This window comes from Acidovorax sp. LjRoot118 (assembly GCF_964253575.1).
Classification (GTDB): Bacteria; Pseudomonadota; Gammaproteobacteria; order Burkholderiales; family Burkholderiaceae_C; genus Acidovorax.
In genome coordinates this window covers 4,725,582-4,744,970 of sequence record NZ_CAXURB020000001.1, presented here as the reverse complement: position 1 = coordinate 4,744,970, position 19,389 = coordinate 4,725,582, and the positions used below count along the sequence as shown (strand labels likewise).

13 protein-coding genes are annotated in these 19,389 nt (G+C 60.0%); 8 read left to right on the top strand and 5 right to left on the bottom strand.

Annotated elements, in window-relative coordinates; translation table 11 throughout:
* The first annotated feature begins 232 nt into the window (after window positions 1–232).
* A complete protein-coding gene (locus ACSQ9E_RS22300; RefSeq protein WP_057203494.1) occupies window positions 233–637 on the top strand; it encodes a response regulator in 405 nt (134 codons plus the stop codon).
* Window positions 638–700: 63 nt separating this feature from the next.
* Here ACSQ9E_RS22300 and ACSQ9E_RS22295 read toward each other — a convergent pair whose 3' ends face one another.
* The 4 genes from ACSQ9E_RS22295 to ACSQ9E_RS22280 form a co-directional block, all read right to left on the bottom strand.
* Window positions 701–2,869, bottom strand: coding sequence for a hybrid sensor histidine kinase/response regulator (locus ACSQ9E_RS22295; RefSeq protein WP_082604269.1), 2,169 nt, complete (start codon window positions 2,867–2,869; stop codon window positions 701–703).
* A gap of 506 nt (window positions 2,870–3,375) precedes the next feature.
* Window positions 3,376–3,843: a MerR family transcriptional regulator gene (locus tag ACSQ9E_RS22290; protein WP_057203496.1), complete on the bottom strand. Its 468-nt coding sequence runs from the start codon at window positions 3,841–3,843 to the stop codon at window positions 3,376–3,378.
* A 484-nt stretch (window positions 3,844–4,327) separates the two neighbouring features.
* Window positions 4,328–4,699, bottom strand: coding sequence for a hypothetical protein (locus tag ACSQ9E_RS22285; protein WP_057203497.1), 372 nt, complete (start codon window positions 4,697–4,699; stop codon window positions 4,328–4,330).
* A 486-nt stretch (window positions 4,700–5,185) separates the two neighbouring features.
* Entirely contained in the window at window positions 5,186–5,740 is a 555-nt protein-coding gene (locus tag ACSQ9E_RS22280) for a hypothetical protein (protein WP_157412587.1), read from the bottom strand.
* Between the two features lie 33 nt (window positions 5,741–5,773).
* On the opposite strand from ACSQ9E_RS22280, the gene ACSQ9E_RS22275 reads away from it, so the two are divergent.
* The 4 genes from ACSQ9E_RS22275 (at window position 5,774) to hxsA (ending at window position 10,089) form a co-directional block, all read left to right on the top strand.
* Window positions 5,774–6,658 (top strand): competence protein CoiA family protein, encoded by an 885-nt coding sequence (locus tag ACSQ9E_RS22275; RefSeq protein WP_057203499.1) that lies wholly within the window; start codon window positions 5,774–5,776, stop codon window positions 6,656–6,658.
* Window positions 6,659–6,818: 160 nt separating this feature from the next.
* Window positions 6,819–8,252, top strand: a complete 1,434-nt coding sequence (gene hxsB / locus ACSQ9E_RS22270) for a His-Xaa-Ser system radical SAM maturase HxsB (protein ID WP_082604270.1) — start codon at window positions 6,819–6,821, stop codon at window positions 8,250–8,252.
* Window positions 8,252–9,385 carry a His-Xaa-Ser system radical SAM maturase HxsC gene (gene hxsC / locus ACSQ9E_RS22265; protein WP_057203500.1) on the top strand — a complete coding sequence of 378 codons (1,134 nt, stop codon included), beginning with the start codon at window positions 8,252–8,254 and terminating at the stop codon, window positions 9,383–9,385. Before hxsB ends, hxsC begins: the two co-directional genes overlap by 1 nt.
* Window positions 9,382–10,089 (top strand): His-Xaa-Ser repeat protein HxsA, encoded by a 708-nt coding sequence (hxsA, locus tag ACSQ9E_RS22260; protein WP_082604271.1) that lies wholly within the window; start codon window positions 9,382–9,384, stop codon window positions 10,087–10,089. The genes hxsC and hxsA overlap by 4 nt, the downstream gene beginning before the upstream one ends.
* 13 nt (window positions 10,090–10,102) lie before the next feature.
* Here hxsA and ACSQ9E_RS22255 read toward each other — a convergent pair whose 3' ends face one another.
* Window positions 10,103–14,029 carry an AAA family ATPase gene (locus tag ACSQ9E_RS22255; RefSeq protein WP_436219199.1) on the bottom strand — a complete coding sequence of 1,309 codons (3,927 nt, stop codon included), beginning with the start codon at window positions 14,027–14,029 and terminating at the stop codon, window positions 10,103–10,105.
* A 234-nt stretch (window positions 14,030–14,263) separates the two neighbouring features.
* Here ACSQ9E_RS22255 and ACSQ9E_RS22250 point away from each other — a divergent pair, with 234 nt between their 5' ends.
* Genes ACSQ9E_RS22250 through ACSQ9E_RS22240 form a run of 3 tightly spaced genes read left to right on the top strand, consistent with a single transcriptional unit; the run spans window position 14,264 to window position 19,371 of the window.
* Window positions 14,264–14,536, top strand: a complete 273-nt coding sequence (locus ACSQ9E_RS22250) for a hypothetical protein (protein WP_057201370.1) — start codon at window positions 14,264–14,266, stop codon at window positions 14,534–14,536.
* Between the two features lie 46 nt (window positions 14,537–14,582).
* Complete coding sequence (locus ACSQ9E_RS22245; RefSeq protein ID WP_436219198.1) at window positions 14,583–15,863, top strand: metallophosphoesterase family protein; 1,281 nt, start codon at window positions 14,583–14,585, stop codon at window positions 15,861–15,863.
* Window positions 15,864–15,888: 25 nt separating this feature from the next.
* Window positions 15,889–19,371 (top strand): YhaN family protein, encoded by a 3,483-nt coding sequence (locus ACSQ9E_RS22240; RefSeq protein ID WP_057201368.1) that lies wholly within the window; start codon window positions 15,889–15,891, stop codon window positions 19,369–19,371.
* The last annotated feature ends 18 nt before the right edge of the window (window positions 19,372–19,389 follow it).

Sequence of the window (19,389 nt, the reverse complement as noted above, 5' to 3'; positions counted from 1 at the left end):
ATGGCTCTGGAAGTCGCGCGCGTTCACCTAGAAGCGTTCCCCCCTGGCGCATTGAATAGTCGACTCTCCTGCGCTGGACTTGGGTGGGATGCAACTTCTGGCTATTGGTGCTGCGCTCAAAATTCATTTTGCGTCAGGGTGCTTCTAAGTCGTCGCGTCAGACAAAAAATGTAACATTTCGCCAGTCCCAAAACGGCCCCAAGGCGCACAATCTGCCATTTTTGGGGGGGCTGTGAAGGACATTCTCGTGGTTGATAGTTCGAAGGAGTCACTTGAGCTCATGGTCGAACTGCTGGAACAGTCTGGCTATGGCGTACGTCAAGCCACGACCGGACGGGCTGCTCTTGATCACATGCTTCAGCGGCTTGCGAATGTCGTATTGATCGACGAAGACCTTCCGGATTACACCGGTGTAGAGTTGTCTCACCGTCTTAAAGCAGCGGCCAAAGCAGCATGGGGTGCCGAATGCATCACGATCGCGATCCGGGGGGACATCGAACACCGCGAGGTCGCTGACTGGTCAGGGACCGACCACCTTGTGCTCAAACCCCTCAATTTCGATCTTTTCGATGCGCTGATTGCAGACTGTTGTGATGCCAGGTATGTCCCGGTGCCCAACAGGCGCTTACTTCAGTAGCTAACCGCGCATGGAGGACAACCGCTGGCCACCAATCCGCACGCCGTGCGCGGCTTGGTGCGTCTAGGTTGCGGATTTGCCGATGGCGGCATGCAGCATTTGGGGCGTGCAGGGCTTGGGCAGCACATCAAAGCCCAGCTGCGAGATGCGCGCCAGTTGCTCGGCATACCCCGTCATCAGTAGCACCCGCTGCGCAGGCCATTTCTCGCGGATGAGCCTTGCCAAGCCCTCTCCGTTGAGCTCGCCGGGCATCATCACGTCAGTCAGCACCAGGTCGGGCCGCTGGCCCTCCTGCAGCAGGTAAATGGCCTTATCGGCGCGGTCCACGCGGGTAACGGTGCACCCCAGCGACTGCAGCAGGGGGACGAGGGACTCGGCCACCTCGTCGTTGTCCTCCACCACCAGCAGGCGCATGCCGAGGGGCTTGAAAGAGGGATCGACGGCGGGCTCCTGCGTGGATGCCCTGTAGACCGTGCAGGGCAAGTACAAACTGACCTTGGTCCCCTTGCCCACCTCGCTGGCAATTTCCGCGTACCCACCTACGCCCTGGCAAAAGCCATACACCTGGCTCAGGCCCAGGCCCGTGCCTTCGCCCACGGGCTTGGTGGTGAAGAAGGGTTCGAACACCTTGTCCAGGTTGTCTTGCGCAATGCCGCTACCGGTGTCGGATACCTCAATGACGACCATCCCGGCTTGAGCACCCTGCGCCCCTTGGGCTTCTTGCGCCGGTTGTGCCCCTGCGGGCCGGGGCCCGGCATTGCGCACCTGGATCGACAGCGTGCCCCCCGAGGGCATCGCGTCGCGCGCGTTGATGCTCAGGTTGAGCAGGGCCAACTCCAGCTCGCTCATGTCCAGGAACACGGGCGCGGTTGCGGGGTCCACCTGCACGTCCAGCCGCACTCGGCTGCCCAGCACCGGAACGATCAGGTCCTGGATGGCCGGGAGCTTGTGCTGCAGCTGCACGTACTCGGCCACCAGGGGCTGGCGCCGCGAGAAGGCCAGCAGCTGGCGGGTGAGATTGGTCGCCGACTTCACGGCCCGGGCAATGGATTCGATCTGCCGCAGGGCCGACTCCGGTGCCGTGCGCTTGAGCAGGTGCAGGTTGTTGCTTATCACCATCAGCGCGTTGTTGAAGTCGTGCGCCACGCCGCCGGTCAGCCGGCCCAGCGCCTCGAGCTTTTGCGCCTGGCGCAGCGCCTCTTCGGCACGCTGGCGGCTTTCGGTTTCACGCTCCAGGTCCTGCAGCGTGTTGTGCGCAGCGCGGGCGCTTCGCAGCGCCGCCCGCGCCGTGACGACCAGGGCAGCCACCGGCAGCGCCCCCATGGCGAACAACAGCGCGAGCTGCTGAAACAGCTCGCGCAGCGGCACGTTTAGCCGCATCGCCGTGGACACGTACAAGGGGTAGTCACCCACCTTGCGGTAGGCGATGACGCGCTCCTTCTGGTCTATCGGCGAGGAGCCACGCAGGCGCCCTGAGTCCTCGCCAGCGCGCAGCCGCTGCATTACCGGCGCGTCGGGATGCAATTTCACCGGTATGTCGGCGCTGTAGGGCCAGCGGGTGTAGATCTCGCCGTCTCCCCGGAAAAGACTCACCGCCAGGTTGGGCTCGTCTGCCACCAGATCCCCATAGAAATCGTAAAAGTACGACGTGAGCAAGGCCACGTTGATGACCCCGCCAAATTTGCCGACGTCGTCCTCGAAGGGGATACTGACATTTAGCACCCGCTCGTTGGACGTGCGGGTCACGAGCGGCCTGGAAAGATGGGGCCCCGTGCGGCCCCGCAGATGCTGCTGAAAATACTCACCATCGGACAGATCGACCCGCGGGAACGGGAACATGCGGCTGCTGGCGATGGGCCGGCCCTGGGCATCTAGCACCAGGAGGGACTGGATCTGGGGCTGGTCCATGCTGCGCCTGCGCAACTCTTCGTGCAGGAAGGCCTCAATGCTGTGCAACGCCTGCGGATTCTTGCCATTGACCAGGGAGAAGGCCTTTTCGGCGACCGCCTCTGACGTAGCCATCACCTTGGAGGCATGCTCATGTGCAACGCGAAGGGACCGAGACACCCGTGCATCGGTCTCGTCGGTGGCACGCAGGAACCCCACCACCCCGAAAATGGCGTAGATCACCAGGGGCACTGCCACGCTCAAAAACGCCATCCGGCGCAGCCAGCGCACCGACTCTGCTGCCTCTTTCGAGCCCTTGTCGCTGGCTCTTTTTAGTGTCCACATAGGTTGTTCCTGGCGAGCGGGGTCAATTAAACCGGGATGGACGGATCCGTTCTGCGCAGCGACGTTGAAATACGGCGCACAGGACCTCGCATCAGCGAGAAATGCCGAGCTACCACTCACGAGGGGGGCCGGACAGACCAACGCGTCATGCGCGCTCGCCATTTACCCTGCGCTGCTTCGTGCGAATACCAATCGGTATGAATGGTAACTGCAAAGTCACTAGCGCGCTTATGGGCTGGTTCCGGAGGCAGTCGCGGGGTCAGTCCGGGTGCCCTGCTTGTTGATCCAGGCCGAAGTGACTCACTAACCCCAGTGCTGTATCGCCTACCTGAGGCATGTCGTCGGTGCCTGACCGTTTTGCAAATTGCTGTATGACGTTCAGGGCGCTGACACCGCACCTGAAGAGGCTGATCGATCGGGACACGCCCCACCCGGCCAACAGCGGGCGTTCAAGCTGCTTGTCTATCCACTGGCATGGGGTCTGCTCGCGTTAAGGCACGGGCAGCCTAAGAGCCGCAGCATCCTTTGGGCTTTGCTGGACCGGTAACACCCAGGCTCAGGTCCGTCAAGATGGTGCATTTGGGGGCGGGCCCACCGATGCAATCGTCAGAACAAGCCTGCACGAACTTGACCAAGCTGCGCTCCAGGTTTCTCAGCTCCTCCAACTTCGCTTGCACCGCGCTCAGATGCCGTTGAGCAATGTCTCGCGCTTCCACGCAATCGCGTTCATCGCTGGTGGAGAGCGACACAAGGGCACGGGTTTCCTCTATCGAGAACCCGAAGTCCCGGCAGTGCCGTATGAGCGTCAGCACCTCCTGGACTTTCTCGTCATACGCACGGTGGCCACTCGGCCGCCGTGTGGCGGGAGGTATCAACCCGATTTCCTCGTAGTACCTCAGCGCAGACACATTGAACCCCGTGCGCTGGGCCAGCACACCAATGCTCAATTGCCCATCGCTCGACAGGGTATTCATTCGATTCTCCTTGCATCTCAAGTTACTTGAGGTTCTAGAGTCAGTGTACGGGAATGTCCCCGGTAAGCTTTGAGAGAAATACCATGAAAAAACCCATTTTGGCCGCGCTCGGATTGGCAGGCGCATGCGTTGCGTGCTGCTCCGTTCCCATCGCCGTTACGCTGCTCAGCGGGCTGCCCGCCGCTGGATTGGCGGGATGGCTGCTGGGCGAATGGACTGGACCACTTATCGCTGCGGTGTTGGCCGCGTTGATTGTTGGTGGTGCATGGGCTTGGAAGGTTCGACGCACAAATGCTGTTTGCGCGACCAATAGCGCCCCAGCGTGCTCCATCGACCAAGCCGGATGCGGGCCGAAATCGCGCCGGTCTTGAAGTATGTTCGCTCTTGGGTGATTAAAGGCAGCTTTGGGCAAGGGGCGAACGGCTGCTTTGGGTCCATTTCCGTCGTTCGCGTGACCCCATAGCAGTCGTTCGCGCTTCTGGAATCAACGTATGTCAGGTGGTTTGCCCATCGCTGATTCGCGCAACCATCGGAAAGACTCGCCCTCATACTGATCTGGCAAATCGAATCGCGCCTTGCCGGTGTCGATGTCCTGGAATCGCATCAGTATCTTTATGCTCCCGGTGCGCACCAGAAGCGACCAGGGAGATCTACTAAAAAGCTCGGCGACTGGAAGTCGCTCGCCGTCGCTATCCAAGTACCACGGCGAATCGGTGTCAGCTTCACGCTGATCGTGATCTCGCAGCCAAGCACGTTGGCTCTCGGATAGAACAAGCCGCCCGTTTAACTCTGTCGCGGATGTGCACTCGAAGTCCAAGACTTGGTCTTTACACTGGAGCTTGAGGGGTTGCTGCATGGAGTGCTCACACGGAATGACTGCTTTTGGCCGAGGCTGTGTGAAAACGCGCGTTACGCCCTCGGCTTGACGACCCACCAAGAAATCGACCGCTCAGATCGGCCTACAACGCACGAGCTGGATGCGCGCAAGGGTTGAAGTACCCCCGCAAAAGTCGTCTATCGACGTTTTCACACAGCCTCGGCCGATAGCGGAATTCAGTTTGGTCGCGCAAGTACTCTGCATCACCCGATACGGCGACTCGGCAAAGCTAAACAGAAGCTCATGTCAGCAATCTGGAGATGACCACGAGAGCCGAATTGTGTGTCCAGCTCCCGCCGTTCCAGCTGTCCAACTCACTTCGTCCCCACCGTCCAGTAGCGACCGAAATACGCAACTGCGGACCGTCATCGACGAAAGCAACTTTTGATCAAAAACTAGCTTAGGAAGTGACTTCGTCGTTGACATGGTCACGAGGTGTGGTGAGGTGAGCCAGCGTGAATTGGTTTAGTGATAGATCATGTCCGGTGTATGCAAGTAGACGTACTCGATCTCCTGGCTAAGGACCCCCAGGGCCGGTTCAACCGGTTGGTCAACGGGTTGTAGAGCAGTTGGGCTCGTCTGCTCGCCCGGGACGTAGGCCTCCAAAAACCATCTGGCACGGTGTCGGCCTTTCGGTGAGTGCTTGCCCAGTCGGATGGCACGCGCAAAGCCCTTGCTCTCGAAGAAGGCCTCAACGCTGCGTTCCCGGCTCTCGAGGTAGGCATCGAATTGGACGCCTTTGACCCTTTTGGACGCCGCAGTGAAGTCATCTTGCTCTGGCCAGTCACAGGCTTCGGCGAGCTCCTGTGCATCGAACTCACGGAGTTGGATGTCCTTGGAGTTGGCTTCCGCCTTGATGGACTCGGCGACCAAGCCACGCAAAAGGGCCATCGCCCCGTTGTCATCGCGCTGGGTATCCAGCCAGTCCCGCAAGCACGGCAGCAGCTCTCGCAAGACGGGTTCGGGCAACCCGTTGGCAACCGGTTCAGGGATGGTTGGCAGGTTATCGGATCGCAACACTGGGTTTTCCTCCACTCAACTCTTGGACCTCCCATGTTGTCACTATTTGCCCTGCACACCTCCAACCGTTTTGTTCATGTGACCGAAGTCGAGCGCGGCTTGGCCTGCGATTGCCATTGCGCTGTCTGTGGCGAGGTGGTTCTCGCCCGTCAGGGCGATGTCCGGGAGCACCATTTCGCGCACAGCTCCAACGCCGAGCCCTGCGCATCCGGCTACGAGTCAGATCTGCACCGGTTTGCAAAACGGGTGATCGTCGAGGCCGGCGGCCTGGTGGTTCCTGTCACTGCGGCCATGTCCATGACCCTGGGCTTTGGCGCGCGGCTGGAGCCCTCGCTTCTTCTGGCGTGCACAGACATCGAGGAAGAAGTCACCGTTGGAGATCTTCGGCCGGACCTCCTGGCTGCGACGACCGCCGGTGTGCAAGTGGCCATCGAGATCGCATACTCATCATTTTGCGATGCAGCGAAGCGTCAGGCATACGAGCGGCTGCAACTGCCCGCACTCGAAATCGACTTGCAGTCATTCACGCCAACCGCGTTTGATGTTGGTCAAGTCAAGCGGGCAATCTTGGCAGCCGCCGAAGGCAAAACCTGGCTTTGGCCGGAGCCTATGGACATCGAACCGGCGGCGCTTGGAGAAACTGTGCCCGCACACCCAGATGTCACCCCGCCACGCCCATTCCTGCCCGAAGAGATTGTGACGATCCAGGGGCGCTGGATCTCGGTCAAGGAATTGCCAAGTGGCGACGTCGCCCTGAAGGCGGTTCGCTACGACCCGGAAATCGTCTCCGTTGTGCGCACGGTCGCTCGAGCTCATTTCGGGCGGTACCGAGGAACTCACCACAACTGGGTGATTCCGCGCTTCAGGGCTGAGGCTGCACGAGCACAGTTGAGGATGATCGCCGCGAGCCTGTCTTAGCGGTGTCATTGAAAAGTGTTGCGCCGAGCCTATTTGTTGCACAATGTTTCGAGCCAATTTGCGCAGAGGGGGAAACCTTGTTCACGTCGAATGGAGGGGCGCATCAACAGAGGTCGCACTACATGCCTACGATTTACCAGGCCAGGGACGGCAGGGCGTGATGCTGTACACGCCACACGCTCTTACTTACCGCCGCAGGGTGCTTCCGGACGGTGGTGTCGTTGCGACGGCGAGCACGGGCGACTTTGCTGTGTTCGAGGCTGATGAGTTTGAGATCTTTGCCACCTCGCCAGCAAAGTTATCGTTGATCCGACAAGCCGAACTTCGCGCGAAGTTTCTCCTTGGCGACAAGCAACCCTCCGAGGGAATGCGCCGGTTGATGGCGTCAAGGATCGCGATGAAGCGCGAGGTTGGAAGCTCGGGCCCCTCACTGCACATCATCGTCCCAACGCTGCAATGCGCCCATTCCTGCCAGTACTGCCAGGTCAGCAGGTCACTGGACGACCAAGGGCACACAATGTCGATAGTGGACCTGGATGCCGCATGCGACACCGTACTGCAGAGCAGTGCTCCTAGCCTGACCATCGAGTTCCAAGGCGGAGACCCGCTGCTTCGATTCGATCTGGTGAAGCGTGCCGTCCTTCGCATCCATGCAGCGGCTGGGAGCGGGCGCCGGATACGCTTCGTTGTCGCCTCGACGTTGCACCAGCTCGATGGCGAGATGTGCGACTTCTTCAAAGCGAACGGGGTATATCTGTCCACCAGCATTGACGGCCCGCAAAAGCTCCACAACTTCAACCGGCCCATACCGGGGCGCAATGCCTATGAGCGCACCCTGGCGGGCATTGCGCTCGCGCGCGAGCGCATAGGCTCCGACTCTGTCTCTGCCTTGATGACCACGACGAAAGCCTCGCTGGCCTTCCCCGAGGACATCGTCGACGAGTACGTCAGGCAGGGGTTCCGTGAGATCTTCCTCCGCCCGCTCAGCAGCTACGGCTTTGCGAAGCGCAATCAGCAACTGCTTGGCTATTCCACGGACGACTTTCTCCGGTTCTATGAACGGGGACTGAAGCGGGTGATCCACTGGGCAGAGCAAGGCGTCGAGATCAGGGAGGTCTACGCATCCATCTTGCTGAACAAGATGCTGTCGACTTTCGATGCCGGCTACGTCGATCTTCAAAGCCCGACCGGGGCTGGCTCCAGTGTCCTGGTCTACAACTACGATGGCTTCGTGTACCCCTCTGACGAAGCGCGCATGTTGGCCGAAACCGGTGACCATTCGCTTCGCATGGGACGTATCGGGTCCTCACTTGAAGAACTGCTCAATTCTCCTGTGCGACGCCAGCTCATCGAGGCCAGCGATGTGGATCGCGTGGAGCACTGTCGCGATTGCGCATACAACACCTACTGCGCACCGAACCCGGTCGACGCGCTGGCGCAGCATGGAGTGCTCTCTGTCCCCGCACACCTCACTGAGCACTGCCAGCGGCACATGCGCCTTTTCGATACCGCGTTCATGGCCGTTCGGTCTGCTGACGAGCAAGCCTTGGCCCGCATGCAGGCCTGGGCGCAGCCCGTCGTCACGGAGATGTGATGCGCAAGATCTCCGCAAACATCGAGCCTGGCTGCACAAGCGACGTGCACCGCGTCGTTGAGCTCGAACACCTCGCGGCCGTGTGGGAGCCGGAACTCCGCTTCCTGGTGCTGGCCCAGACAAGCGAAGATCAGCGCCGCGTCGTCGGACTGCGATCGGCGGGGCTGAGCAATGTCGCCTGGTTGGCTGGAGCTGGACTCCAAGACGGCGACATCGTGGTCCCGAGAGGCGCGAAGTCCGAGCTTATCGTGCTGTTGAGAAGGTCCGATGCGCACCATGCCCTGTTCATGACGAACCGGTGCAACAGCTACTGCCTGATGTGCTCGCAGCCTCCTACCAAGGAGGATGACAGCTGGCTCATAGAAGAGGCTCTGCAAGCGATCAGGCATCTGGACTGGGCCCCCAGAGTGATCGGCCTCACCGGTGGCGAGCCTTTGCTTCTGAGGCATGGGCTGCGGCAGATCCTTGATGAAGTCGGGCGTAGGTTTCCTGAGACGGTCGTTGAGGTGCTTACCAACGGCCGGATGTTTAGTGACCGGGCCGTGGTGAAGGAAATCCTGACCGGACTGCATACCCTTGTGCGGTGGCTGGTCCCGCTCTACGGACACGCGAATTTCCTGCATGACTTCGTCGTGCAATCGCCAGGTGCGTTTGACGAGACGATCGCCGGTCTTTTGGCGCTGCAGGAGTATGGCCAGACCGTCCAACTGCGCTCCGTGCTGATTCCTTCTGTATTGGAGAACCTGCTCGAGCTCTCCAACTTCGTTGTGCGTAATCTTCCATTCGTCAGGGAGTGGGCGCTGATGGGGTGTGAGCCCATTGGATTCGCTCTGGCCAATCGAGAACAGTGCGAGGTGGATCTCACCGCCTGGGCTCCGGCACTTGAGCAAACGTCTCGCACACTTCGAACCTATGGCGTGCGGCACGTTCTGATGAATACCCCGTTGTGCTCATTGCCGCAATCGCTATGGCCGTGGGCCCACAAAAGCATTTCTGATTGGAAGAACGTTTACGCCCAAGAATGCGACGGCTGCTCGGTCCGCAAAGACTGTGTCGGCCTGTTTGCCTGGCATGAGCGCGGCTGGACGCCGGCCCCACTAAAAAGAATCGAGACAAGCGAGGTCAGCCTATGAGCAAGTTCATCCGCAACCTGACGCTGTTCATGGCAAGCTTGCCGCTGTTGATGACGAAGAGCGTCTCTGCAGCGCCATCGCCCAGAGCGGAGTTGGAGCCGCTGGCCAACGATGGTGCAGTGCCACTGCGGCCGCTGAATACTGAGGCTGACAACCTATTCGCAGGGCATCGCTCGCACTCAAGCCACAGGTCCCATTCCAGCCACAGCTCGCACCACTCTGGATCGGGAGGAGGGAGCTCGAGCTATCGCGCGCCTGCGTATGTTGCGCCCAGTCCGGCTCCAGCCTACGTGGCGCCAGCTCCTGCACCGGCCTACGCTCCATCGCCGCCGGCGGTCAATCGATTCGTGCCGGAGCCTGCGCCTCCTCCATCGGGGACGAATCGCTCCTTGGCGGGATCAGGGCACGATGCGACATCCTCTGGCAACAACCATTTTCCAAGCAGCCTGGCGCCGATGGGACCGGGGGCCAAGGCGTCTCACCCCCCAGGCGATCTGACGCATCCAGAGAAGCTGCGCCTGCAGCTCATGCGGGTGCAGATAAAGCTGCGAAGTCTTGGGTTGTATGAGGGGCCCATCGATGGTGTGATGAGTTCCAGCGTGCAGGAGGCGTTGAGGTATTTTCAGGATCTGAAGGGCTTGCCTAAGACTGGGACCATGAGTACTGCAACGCTGAATGCGATGGGAATACCTGCTTCGAATTAACTGTTCGATATGGCTACGAGCCGTTGGTATAGAGGACTCCAAGAATCAGAACTGCCGACTCGACTTGTGCGAATCCTGGATGGGGTTTGCCAACCGAAAACACATCGGAAACGCCCAGTCCACCGATAGTTTCGAATTGCCTGAGATGTCCTAGATCGCCTGGAAGTGCTTTCCCGACTCGCTTGAAAAGCATCGTCTCATCTGAAACCTTCAACGCCACATAGTGATCCAGCCATTGGTCGAAGGTTGACAGACCCAGGGTCTCACCACCGAGCGCAGTCTGCCCCTCCAAGGCGAGTGGCACCGCACTTTCCTTTTTCACTTGGTAAGCACTTTTGACTCTCTTGAGGAGTGTCCCCAGGTCGACTTGCTCGGCTTCTCCGTTCCCTTGCTGTGTAGGTTTGACATCCACGTGGAAAAGCATGCCCTTCACCTGATGAAGAGCTACCTCAGATGCATTGACGGTGACCGTGTTACGCCCAGATCGAGGATCAGGTGTTTCGGTCGCAAGCCCGATATAGCTGCTGTGCTTAGACCGATGAAGACGCCTTGCAAAAATCACGTTCTCGCGCCTGGCGATTACAAGGCTTCGATCCGAGACTTCGCTTGCAGTGGCCTCAACTATGGCCACGCTCTGCACAGTAGAAGCGAAGCCAAAGTTCATTGTCCGGAGGAAAAAAGCCGCTTTGTCCTCAAACCAATCCGATGACAGCGTCTCCAGTTCGGTCTCCTGGGAGCCTCCGTAAGCGCTCCCGAGCACGAACGCCTTCAAGCTCGGTTGAATAGGAAGATTGAACTTTGGAATCTGCTCCAGATAGAGTGGTTCAAGATTTGGAGTCGGATGCTTATGAGGCTCGCGCCTGCAGAAGGTCCTAAAGTCTTGATGTGCCGACTCGACCAGATCGCAAAGCCGGTCCAGGTTTTGTAGCTCCGTCGAGACTTGAGTGGGCGTTATGGATGTTTTAAGGTGATGGTGAGAATTGTTAAGTAGCGACCAGGTGGTGGACTTCGGGTCCAGCGCTGGATCCTTCGAAAGTGCTACCACATGCTTTGATTTGAAGAGGTCGATCGAACCGGCTTTGACGGCGCTCTTCAGGTCGTTGGCAAAATCACCTAGGGTAGGCTTGAGATTGTGTGAGGCTGAGGCTGGCTTTCCGATATCGTCAAAAAAGTCACCCAATCGTGCTTCGATGAACTCGCGGCATTTTGCTGCATAGTCCTGCGCAAACGCCGGGACTGTCCAATGGGAGTCGACCGCGTTTTTCTTGGCTTGAGCGACCTCCAGCACACTTGGCGCCGTAGCTAAAGTTGGCCGCTGCCAAGTAGCAGGATGGACATCACGGTGCTCGACCAGTACTTGTGCTGCCTGACATTCCCGGACGACATGGCCCGCGAACTTTTTATCGTGAGTTGTGAGGAAAGGTTGAGCTCCATGGGCTACCAGCTTTACCAACCCACCAGCGAGTCTTTCCTTGTTGTCACCGTCAAGCAATTCCTGTGGGTCATCGAGCACGACGAGGTTCAGACCGCCTCGCTCTTTGCGCATGTAGTCCCAGTAGGCGAAGTAGAAAGCGATTAGGGTTGCACGGAGTGCAGAGGCATTGGCCACATGCTGAGCTGGTGCAGATGCCCCATCGCTGCCGATGCGAAACTCCAGCTGACCATCAGGCTTCATGCTGGTTGCTTTTAGATCGTGGTTGGCATTGGGATAGCCAGCTTGGTAGATGGTTTTTCGCCAAATTTCGGTCACGGAGTGGAGCTCGTTCTGAAGGCTATCAACCTGCTTCTCAGCAAGAGCTCCCAGCTTGAAACACTCTGCGAGCGATGCATCTGCGACGCTGTATGCCTCCAACCGCGCTTCCAGGGCACGCCGTTCTTCTAGGTCTGCCTTCAATCTTCCGCAGGCGCGAAGAGCCGTATTTAGAGGCTCGACGCTCTCGATGAGCTTCTCCAAGTCCCTCAGGCGACCCCGGAGTGAAGTCGGGACTAAGGGAGATTCTTGGGACACTAGCCCAACGACCTCCCTAGTAAAGTTGTGGATCAACGTCCCATTGGTTTGTGCCCAATCAGATGTGCGAAGCGCTGTGTCTAGTCGAATGATGGAGCGCTGCAGCGTGGGCATCTCAGGAAGTTTTTGAGACAGGTTTTCTACCGTAGTGAGTTCCAGGCCGGGGACAATGTCTCGCCTGGCATCGCATGCAGCTGTGGCAATTTGCACTAAAGGAAATAACGGACCTTGGAAGGCCTCACTGCTCAGTGTTTCGTCGACGAGTGCCTGGCGAATCAACTGGAACGGCTTGTCGCTCAAATCGCGCTTGAGCTCCGCGGCCAATGTTTCACCCAGTGCCGATGAGAAATGGGCAACCGTTGAGTTGGACCATCTTTCTAGCGTTTGAGAAACAAAATTGAAGTCCTTTTCCAGCGCTTCGCTGAGGTGAGATTGGACCGACAGGCCAGTCACAGGGTCGATAGCGTCAACTAGATCTCCTCCGCACACTATGCAGGTCGCGAGGTCCGGATCTGTCATTCCGTGATCTGAGTACCATTGCGCGATAGCAGCATAGATTCGATGGCGTGCAGCTTTATCCGATGATTGAGAAAGCTCCAGAAGTACTTGTGCTTGGGACAGGGCTTCGGCGATGAGGCTTCGCGCGTCGGACTTTTCTTCTGTTGTGAGCTTTCGTAGAGAGGAGAGGCGGCGCGCAGACTCTGAAGTCTTGAGCGCCTCTATGGAAATACGAGCCTCAATGACATCATGCTCCAGAGCTTGGCCTTGCGCTTCGGGATTGAAATCAGCGCCAAGTATGCTTTGCGCCGCCGAAAGTGCAGATGCTTTCTTGAGTTGGAGTCTCTCCTCAACTTCCTTCAAGGCTGCTTCTGTCGCTGAACCTACGGTTGGAGAGGGCAACTCAGCGGCGATCTCCAACTCGGGATGCTTTGCAGCGATGTCGTTCAAGTCTTCAAGACTACGAGAAAATTGCGCGTCAACTTTTTCAATATCCTTTCTGCGAGCCTTGGTCTCCTCACCGCCAATGCGCTCACGCACTTTCTTCACGTGTTTGGCCAAGTCGGTGAAGGGTGCGAGTCCAGTCAATTGCGCTACTGCTTTGCCAAGTTCAGATTGAGAGCCAAGTTGTGAAAACGGAAGCAAGGCGGGGATTACCGTGCCGATTCTCAATGCGTGGCTATCAAGCCCCAAGGAGGCGAAGTTGGGAGGAGTCTCCTCAATTTTCCCCCTTGGTGTCCTGGTCTGTGTGCGCCGTACTTGGTGCAACTTGCCAGTGCCAGTCTCTCGAAGCGTGAGCTCCACCCAAGTGTCAATTGGGATTGATGATTGCTCTAGTTTTTCCATCGAGGCTGGCGGAAGCGGCGTCACTGGAGACGACTTGTAGTTTGAGACCTCGTTGTCCCCTTCATGGAGCAACTCGAAGCTGAACTCTTGGTCACTTCTTTCTGGGGCACGCTGCGGGCGGAGCAGCATGCCAGTTAGGCACCACACAACTGCATTCAGAAGGGACGTCTTGCCTGCTCCATTAAACCCCTCAAGGATTGTGATGCTTGGCGAAATCTCAAAGTCAAAGTCTTTTGGCGCTTCCTTTTTTGTCCCATAAACATGAATCCCTGCAAAGCGATGTGCCTGCAGACGGGTGAGTGTGTATGAGGATTTGGGACCTGCTGCAGGCACGGTCACCGCAACGGGCTCTGGTAGAGCAAGGCTTGGGCTTGCCACGATTGCTTCGATGTCGAGCTGCTGAACGTTGCTTGCCCACTTCAGCCGGTTCTTTGCATACCAATTCATGATCGCTCGGCTGGAGGCATCAGGTAGCGAGAAAACCTCGCCATCCGAACCCACGCTAACGGAACCGCCACCTATCAACTCGAAGAGCAATGACTCGACGGAATGAAGATGCAATGACTTTGCACTCGAATTCTTGTCCAAAATGACTCCTCCCGACGGCTGGCCTTCAATTCTGTTGGCCTATGCAGAATGCAGCGGCATTCAGGGTTTGCAACGCTAAACGTGATGCTTTCATACCGTCTGAGATTGTGCTGTGCCAGCCAAATTGCGCAATGAGTACATTGCCATGCATGTCCCTTTTGACAAGCGGTGGATTGGCATGTATTGCTCAGAATTTCAGTGCTGTAATTCCATCCAGTCATGCACAATCACTGCATGGAACTCGACCAGATCGCCATCGCCTTGTTCGGCGCCCTCGCAGCCTGGCTGTCCCAGGCCCGTAGCGAGAAGCTGCGGCGCTGGGCCTGCATCTTCGGCATGCTTGGCCAGCCTGCCTGGTTCTATGCCGCTTGGAAGGCCGACCAGTGGGGCATCTTCCTCGTGAGCGTGATCTACCTAGGTGCGTGGCTGCGCGGCGTCTGGGTCCACTGGATCGCTCCACCGCCTGATTCGGGCGTCGGCACCATCCAGATCGTCCCGCGCAAGTGAGGCAGTCGCTCAGTCCGGCCGTGGGCAATCAACAAGAGACTCGCTCGTGAAATTCATCCACACCGCAGACCTGCACCTGGACAGCCCCCTGCGCGGCCTGTCGTCCTATCCCGATGCCCCCGCCAAGCGCCTGCGTACCGCAACCCGCGATGCCTTCGAGCGTCTGGTCGCAGTGGCCATCGACGAGAAAGTGGACTTCATGGTCATCGCCGGCGACGTCTACGACGGCGACTGGAAGGACTTCAACACCGGCCTCTTCTTCGTACGCCAGATGGGCCGCCTGCGCCAGGCCGGCATCCCCGTGTACCTGCTCTACGGCAACCACGATGCCGACAGCGAGATGACCAAGGGCCTGGAGCTCCCAGACAACGTCCACGCTTTCGGATCGCGCAAGGCAGAGACCTTTCGCATCGAGGCGCTCAAGGTTGCCCTGCATGGGCGCAGCTTCAAGGTGGCCGCCACCACGGAGAATCTGCTCCCCGGCTACCCCATGCCCGTTGCCGGATGGCTCAACATTGGCGTATTGCACACCGCGCTCGAGGGCCTCACCGAGCATCCCAAGTACGCCCCATGCTCCGTGGCCGAGCTCCAGGCCAAGGGCTACCAGTACTGGGCCCTGGGCCATGTGCATGAGCAGCGGATCGAGCGCGGCGACACCACCATTGCCTACCCAGGAAACCTGCAGGGTCGTCATATCAAGGAGGCTGGCCCGCGCGGAGCACTTCTGGTCAGCGCCGAAGGAGGCGAGATCACCGAGATCGAGCGGATCGAAGTCGACGTGCTGCGCTGGCATGCCCTGATCGTGGATGTCAGTGCCTGCGAAAACCTGCGCAGCGCCGTCCGGCTGGCGGGCCAGGCGTTGGACGACCTGCTCACCAGCTCGCCTGCTGGCCTGCCCTTGGCGGTCCGCGTGAGCTTCACGGGCCAATCCGGGGCCCACGCGGCCCTGGCCAGCGACGAGGGACAGCTGCGCCAGGAGATGATCGCCCAGGCCGTGGCGCTGGACCCTGACCGCATCTGGATCGAAAAAGTGCGCGTCGACACTACGGCGCCAGCGACACAGGCCGCCGGCCTGGAGGGCGAAGCCCAGGACGCGCTCAACGCACTGCAGGAGTTGGCAGCCTCAGCCCATGCCGACCCGGAGTTCCTGCAGTCGCTCCAAGCCGACTGGCAGGCCATGCTGGAGAAGCTTCCGCACGACGTGCTGCAGGCATCCCTCGAACTCGCAGAGCTTCGCCAGGCGGAGTCATCGCTCATTGCCGAGCGGGTCCGCCAGTCCACCCCCGTACTCATGGCACGGGTAGCTGGCGCCAGCGCCGCTGCCTGACCCACCTATCCAGCTCGACACCTCCATGCGCATCCGCGAACTCAAGCTGATCCGGTACGGCAAATTCACCGACCGCCACGTGTCGCTGCCCCAGCAGCCCAGGGACATTCACCTCATCGTAGGGCCCAACGAAGCCGGCAAGTCCACTGTCCGCTCGGCCATCGGAGACTGGCTGTTTGGTATTCCCGTCCGAACGTCGTTAGGGTTCCTCCACCCGATGTCGGAGTTGCGTATCGGCGGCGTGCTGGAGCGACTGGCTTCGGGCACCGCAGAGGGCCAGCAACTGGCCTACGACCGCACCAAGGGCAACAAGAATACCGTGCGCTCGCCCGACGACGTGGCGCTGGCGGATGCGGTGCTGCAGCCCTGGCTGGGAGGGATGCAGCTCAACGCCTTCCAGCGCATGTATGCGCTGGACCACTCCACCCTCGTCGAAGGCGGTGCTGGCATCCTGTCGGCATCGGATGACGTCGGGCGGCTGCTGTTTCAGTCGGCCGCTGGCATTGAAGGCCTCGCCAACGTCCTGCAGAAGTTAGAAGCGGAAGCGGATGCTTTGTGGGGCCCGAAGAAAGCCGGTTCTCGGATCTACTACCAAGCACTCCAGAGCCATGAAGCTGCGAGCGCAGAGCTGAAGCAGGCCGTTCTCAAAACCAAAGATTGGAAAACCCAGCACGACGCCTTGCTCGCAACGGAGCAGGCCCTTGCCGACACACGTCAGCGCGACCGGGACACCCGCCAGCAGTTGAACCAACTGGAACGCATTCGCCGCGTACGGCCCATGCTGCAGGCGCTGGATGCCGCCCAGACCCAGAAGGAAACACTCGGCCTCACCGATGCAGTTGCGCTGCTGCCCGAGAACGCAACCATCATCATTCGGGATGCGGCCCAGGCCATGGCCCTGGCGCAGTCAGACAGCCAGCGTCTCGAGCAGGAATGCTCCGCGCTGCGCACGCAGCTGGAGGGCATCCTCGTCGACCAGACCCTGCTGACTCTCGACGCGGATATCACCGACCTCAACGAACGCAGGCTGCAGTACCGCAGCCACAGAACGGACATCGTCAAGCGCGCCGAAGAGATCCAGACCCACTGGACTCGGGTGATAGAGCTCGCTGGCGGTTTGGGTTGGGCGACCGATACCGAAGACGCTGTGCGCAAGCGCCTGCCAGCCTCGACCACGCGCAGCCGCCTGGTGAGCCTGCTCAAAGAGCGAGGCACATTGAACCAGCAACTGCGCAGCGCCCAATCCGCGCTGACCGATCGCGAGCAGCAGATGGAGCAGGCGCAGCAAGCGCTGGAGCGGCTGGTTGCGCGCGAGGTACATCCAGGGCTGGCGGGCACCGTCGAGAAGGCGCTGAAGCTTGGCGACCACGCCGGAGCAGTCTCCCAACTGGGTCAAAAGGCGGATGCACAGAGAGCATCCCTTGCGACTGCTCTGGTCGGCCTTGGCAAGTGGCGAGCAGAGCCGGACGCTCTCGCAGGCATGCTCGTGCCCGAGGACACAGTTGTGCAGGGCCTGCTGGATGAGAGCCGCACTGGAGTCGCAGAGGCCCAGGCGCTGCAAGACGCGGCAGCGACGAAAGCAGAGGAGTTGCAACGGCTGGAGTTGGAGCTGCAACAGTTCGTCCAGGACTTCCAACCGGTGACCCGAGAACAGGTAGACGAGGCCCGCCAGTCACGAGACCAGGAATGGCGGGCGATCAAGGCCGCGCCAAGCGAGCTCACCGCCAAGGCCCATGCCTATGAGCAATGGGTGAACAAGGCCGATGGGCTCGCTGACACCCGGCTTGATCGTGTCCAGCATGAAGCGACCCACCGGTCCAGGGCCGAACGCATCGAGCATGTGCGCTTGGAGCTGCAAGGGCAGCAGGCGCGGCTGCAGGCGGCAAATGACCGGATCGAGGCCCGAACGCGCCAATGGCAAACCCTGGCGGAGGCGAGTGGACTGCCGCAACTGCCGCTGGAGATGGCGCCGGCGTGGCTGCGCCAACGCAGGACGATTCTGGAAATCAGTGCCGAGCTGGGCCAACTCGACCAGCAGCACAAGGATGTGGTGACCGCCGGTGTCGAACTCGCAACTGCCCTCTGGTCGATGCTGGGCAGTGCCGCGGAAGAGACCGAGATGCCCACCCTCCACGACGGCCTGCAGCGAGCACGCAAGCTGCTGGCCGCCGTCGACCAGGCGCAAGGCCAACGCAGCGCGCTGGAGCAGCAGGTGGCCGACGCCCAGAACAGCGTTCCCAGACTGCAAAACCTGGTCCAGCAAGCGCAGTCAGCGTGGAGTGAGTGGGAGACCGCCTGGCAGGCGGCCGTGAAAGCCGCAGGCTACGAGAGTGCGGCGACTGCTGGCCAGATCGAAGCGGAGTTCGAAGCAATCCAGGAGGTTGAACGGTTGCTGACCCAGATCCGTAGTATTCGCAGTGAGCGCATTGAACCGATGCAGATGGACCTCGCCGATCTGAAAGCGTCCGCAGAGGCCCTTGCTCAGCGTGTCGCCCTGGACTTGGTCGAGCAGGATGCCGACGTGATCGCCCAGGAACTCTTCGCGCGTCTCACGAACACCAGGCAGTCCGAGAAGACGCAACGCGAACTGCGGACCAGGCAAGCCCAGGTCGAGACCGAGCTCGCCGAGGTCCAGCAGCACCAAGCAAATCAAAACGCGCGCTTGGCGCCATTGATGGCCACGGCAGGTGTTGACGATATCAACGCGCTCGCCGCGGCAGCCGAGCAGTCCGAACAGCGCCGAGCCTTTGAAGCCAAAGTCAGTGCAGCCCAGTCCGACCTGGTGCACGGCGGTGATGGACTTGGCCTGGACCAACTCCGCCAAGAGGCGCAAGGCGTCGCTCCCGACGAGCTGATGGCCGAGATCGAGCGACTGGGCGCACAGTCCGCGCAACTGGTGGAAGAGATCGCCCAGTTGAGCAGCCAGCACGGAACCCAGCGCAAGGCCTTTGAAGCTCTGGACGGCACAGACGCCGCAGCGAAGGCCGACGCACGCCGCCAGGAGGCGGTCGCTTCCATGGCGGATGCGGCCGAGCGTTACCTCAAGCTGCACACGGCAGCGCGCCTGCTGAAATGGTCGATGGAGAAATTCCGAGAAACGAGGCAAGGCCCGATGCTGGCCAAAGCCTCTGCAACCTTCAACACCCTGACCCTGGGTTCGTTCGAGCGCCTGCTCGTTGACTCCGCTGACGAGAAACCCAAGCTCTTCGGGATCCGCCCCAACGGCGCCCAGGTTGAAGTATCGGGAATGAGTGAAGGATCCCGGGACCAGCTGTATCTGGCACTGCGCCTCGCGGCCCTGGAGCTGCAGATCGAACAAGGTCTCAACATGCCGCTGATCGCGGATGACCTGTTCATCAACTTCGATGACCGGCGCACCGCGGCCGGGCTTCAGGTGCTCGGTGAGCTGTCGAGGAAGATGCAGGTGATCTTCCTGACTCACCATGATCACCTGGTACCCCTGGCCAGGGAGGTGCTCGGTGACGAGCTCAATGTGGTGACGCTCTGACTATCTCAAACATCAGGC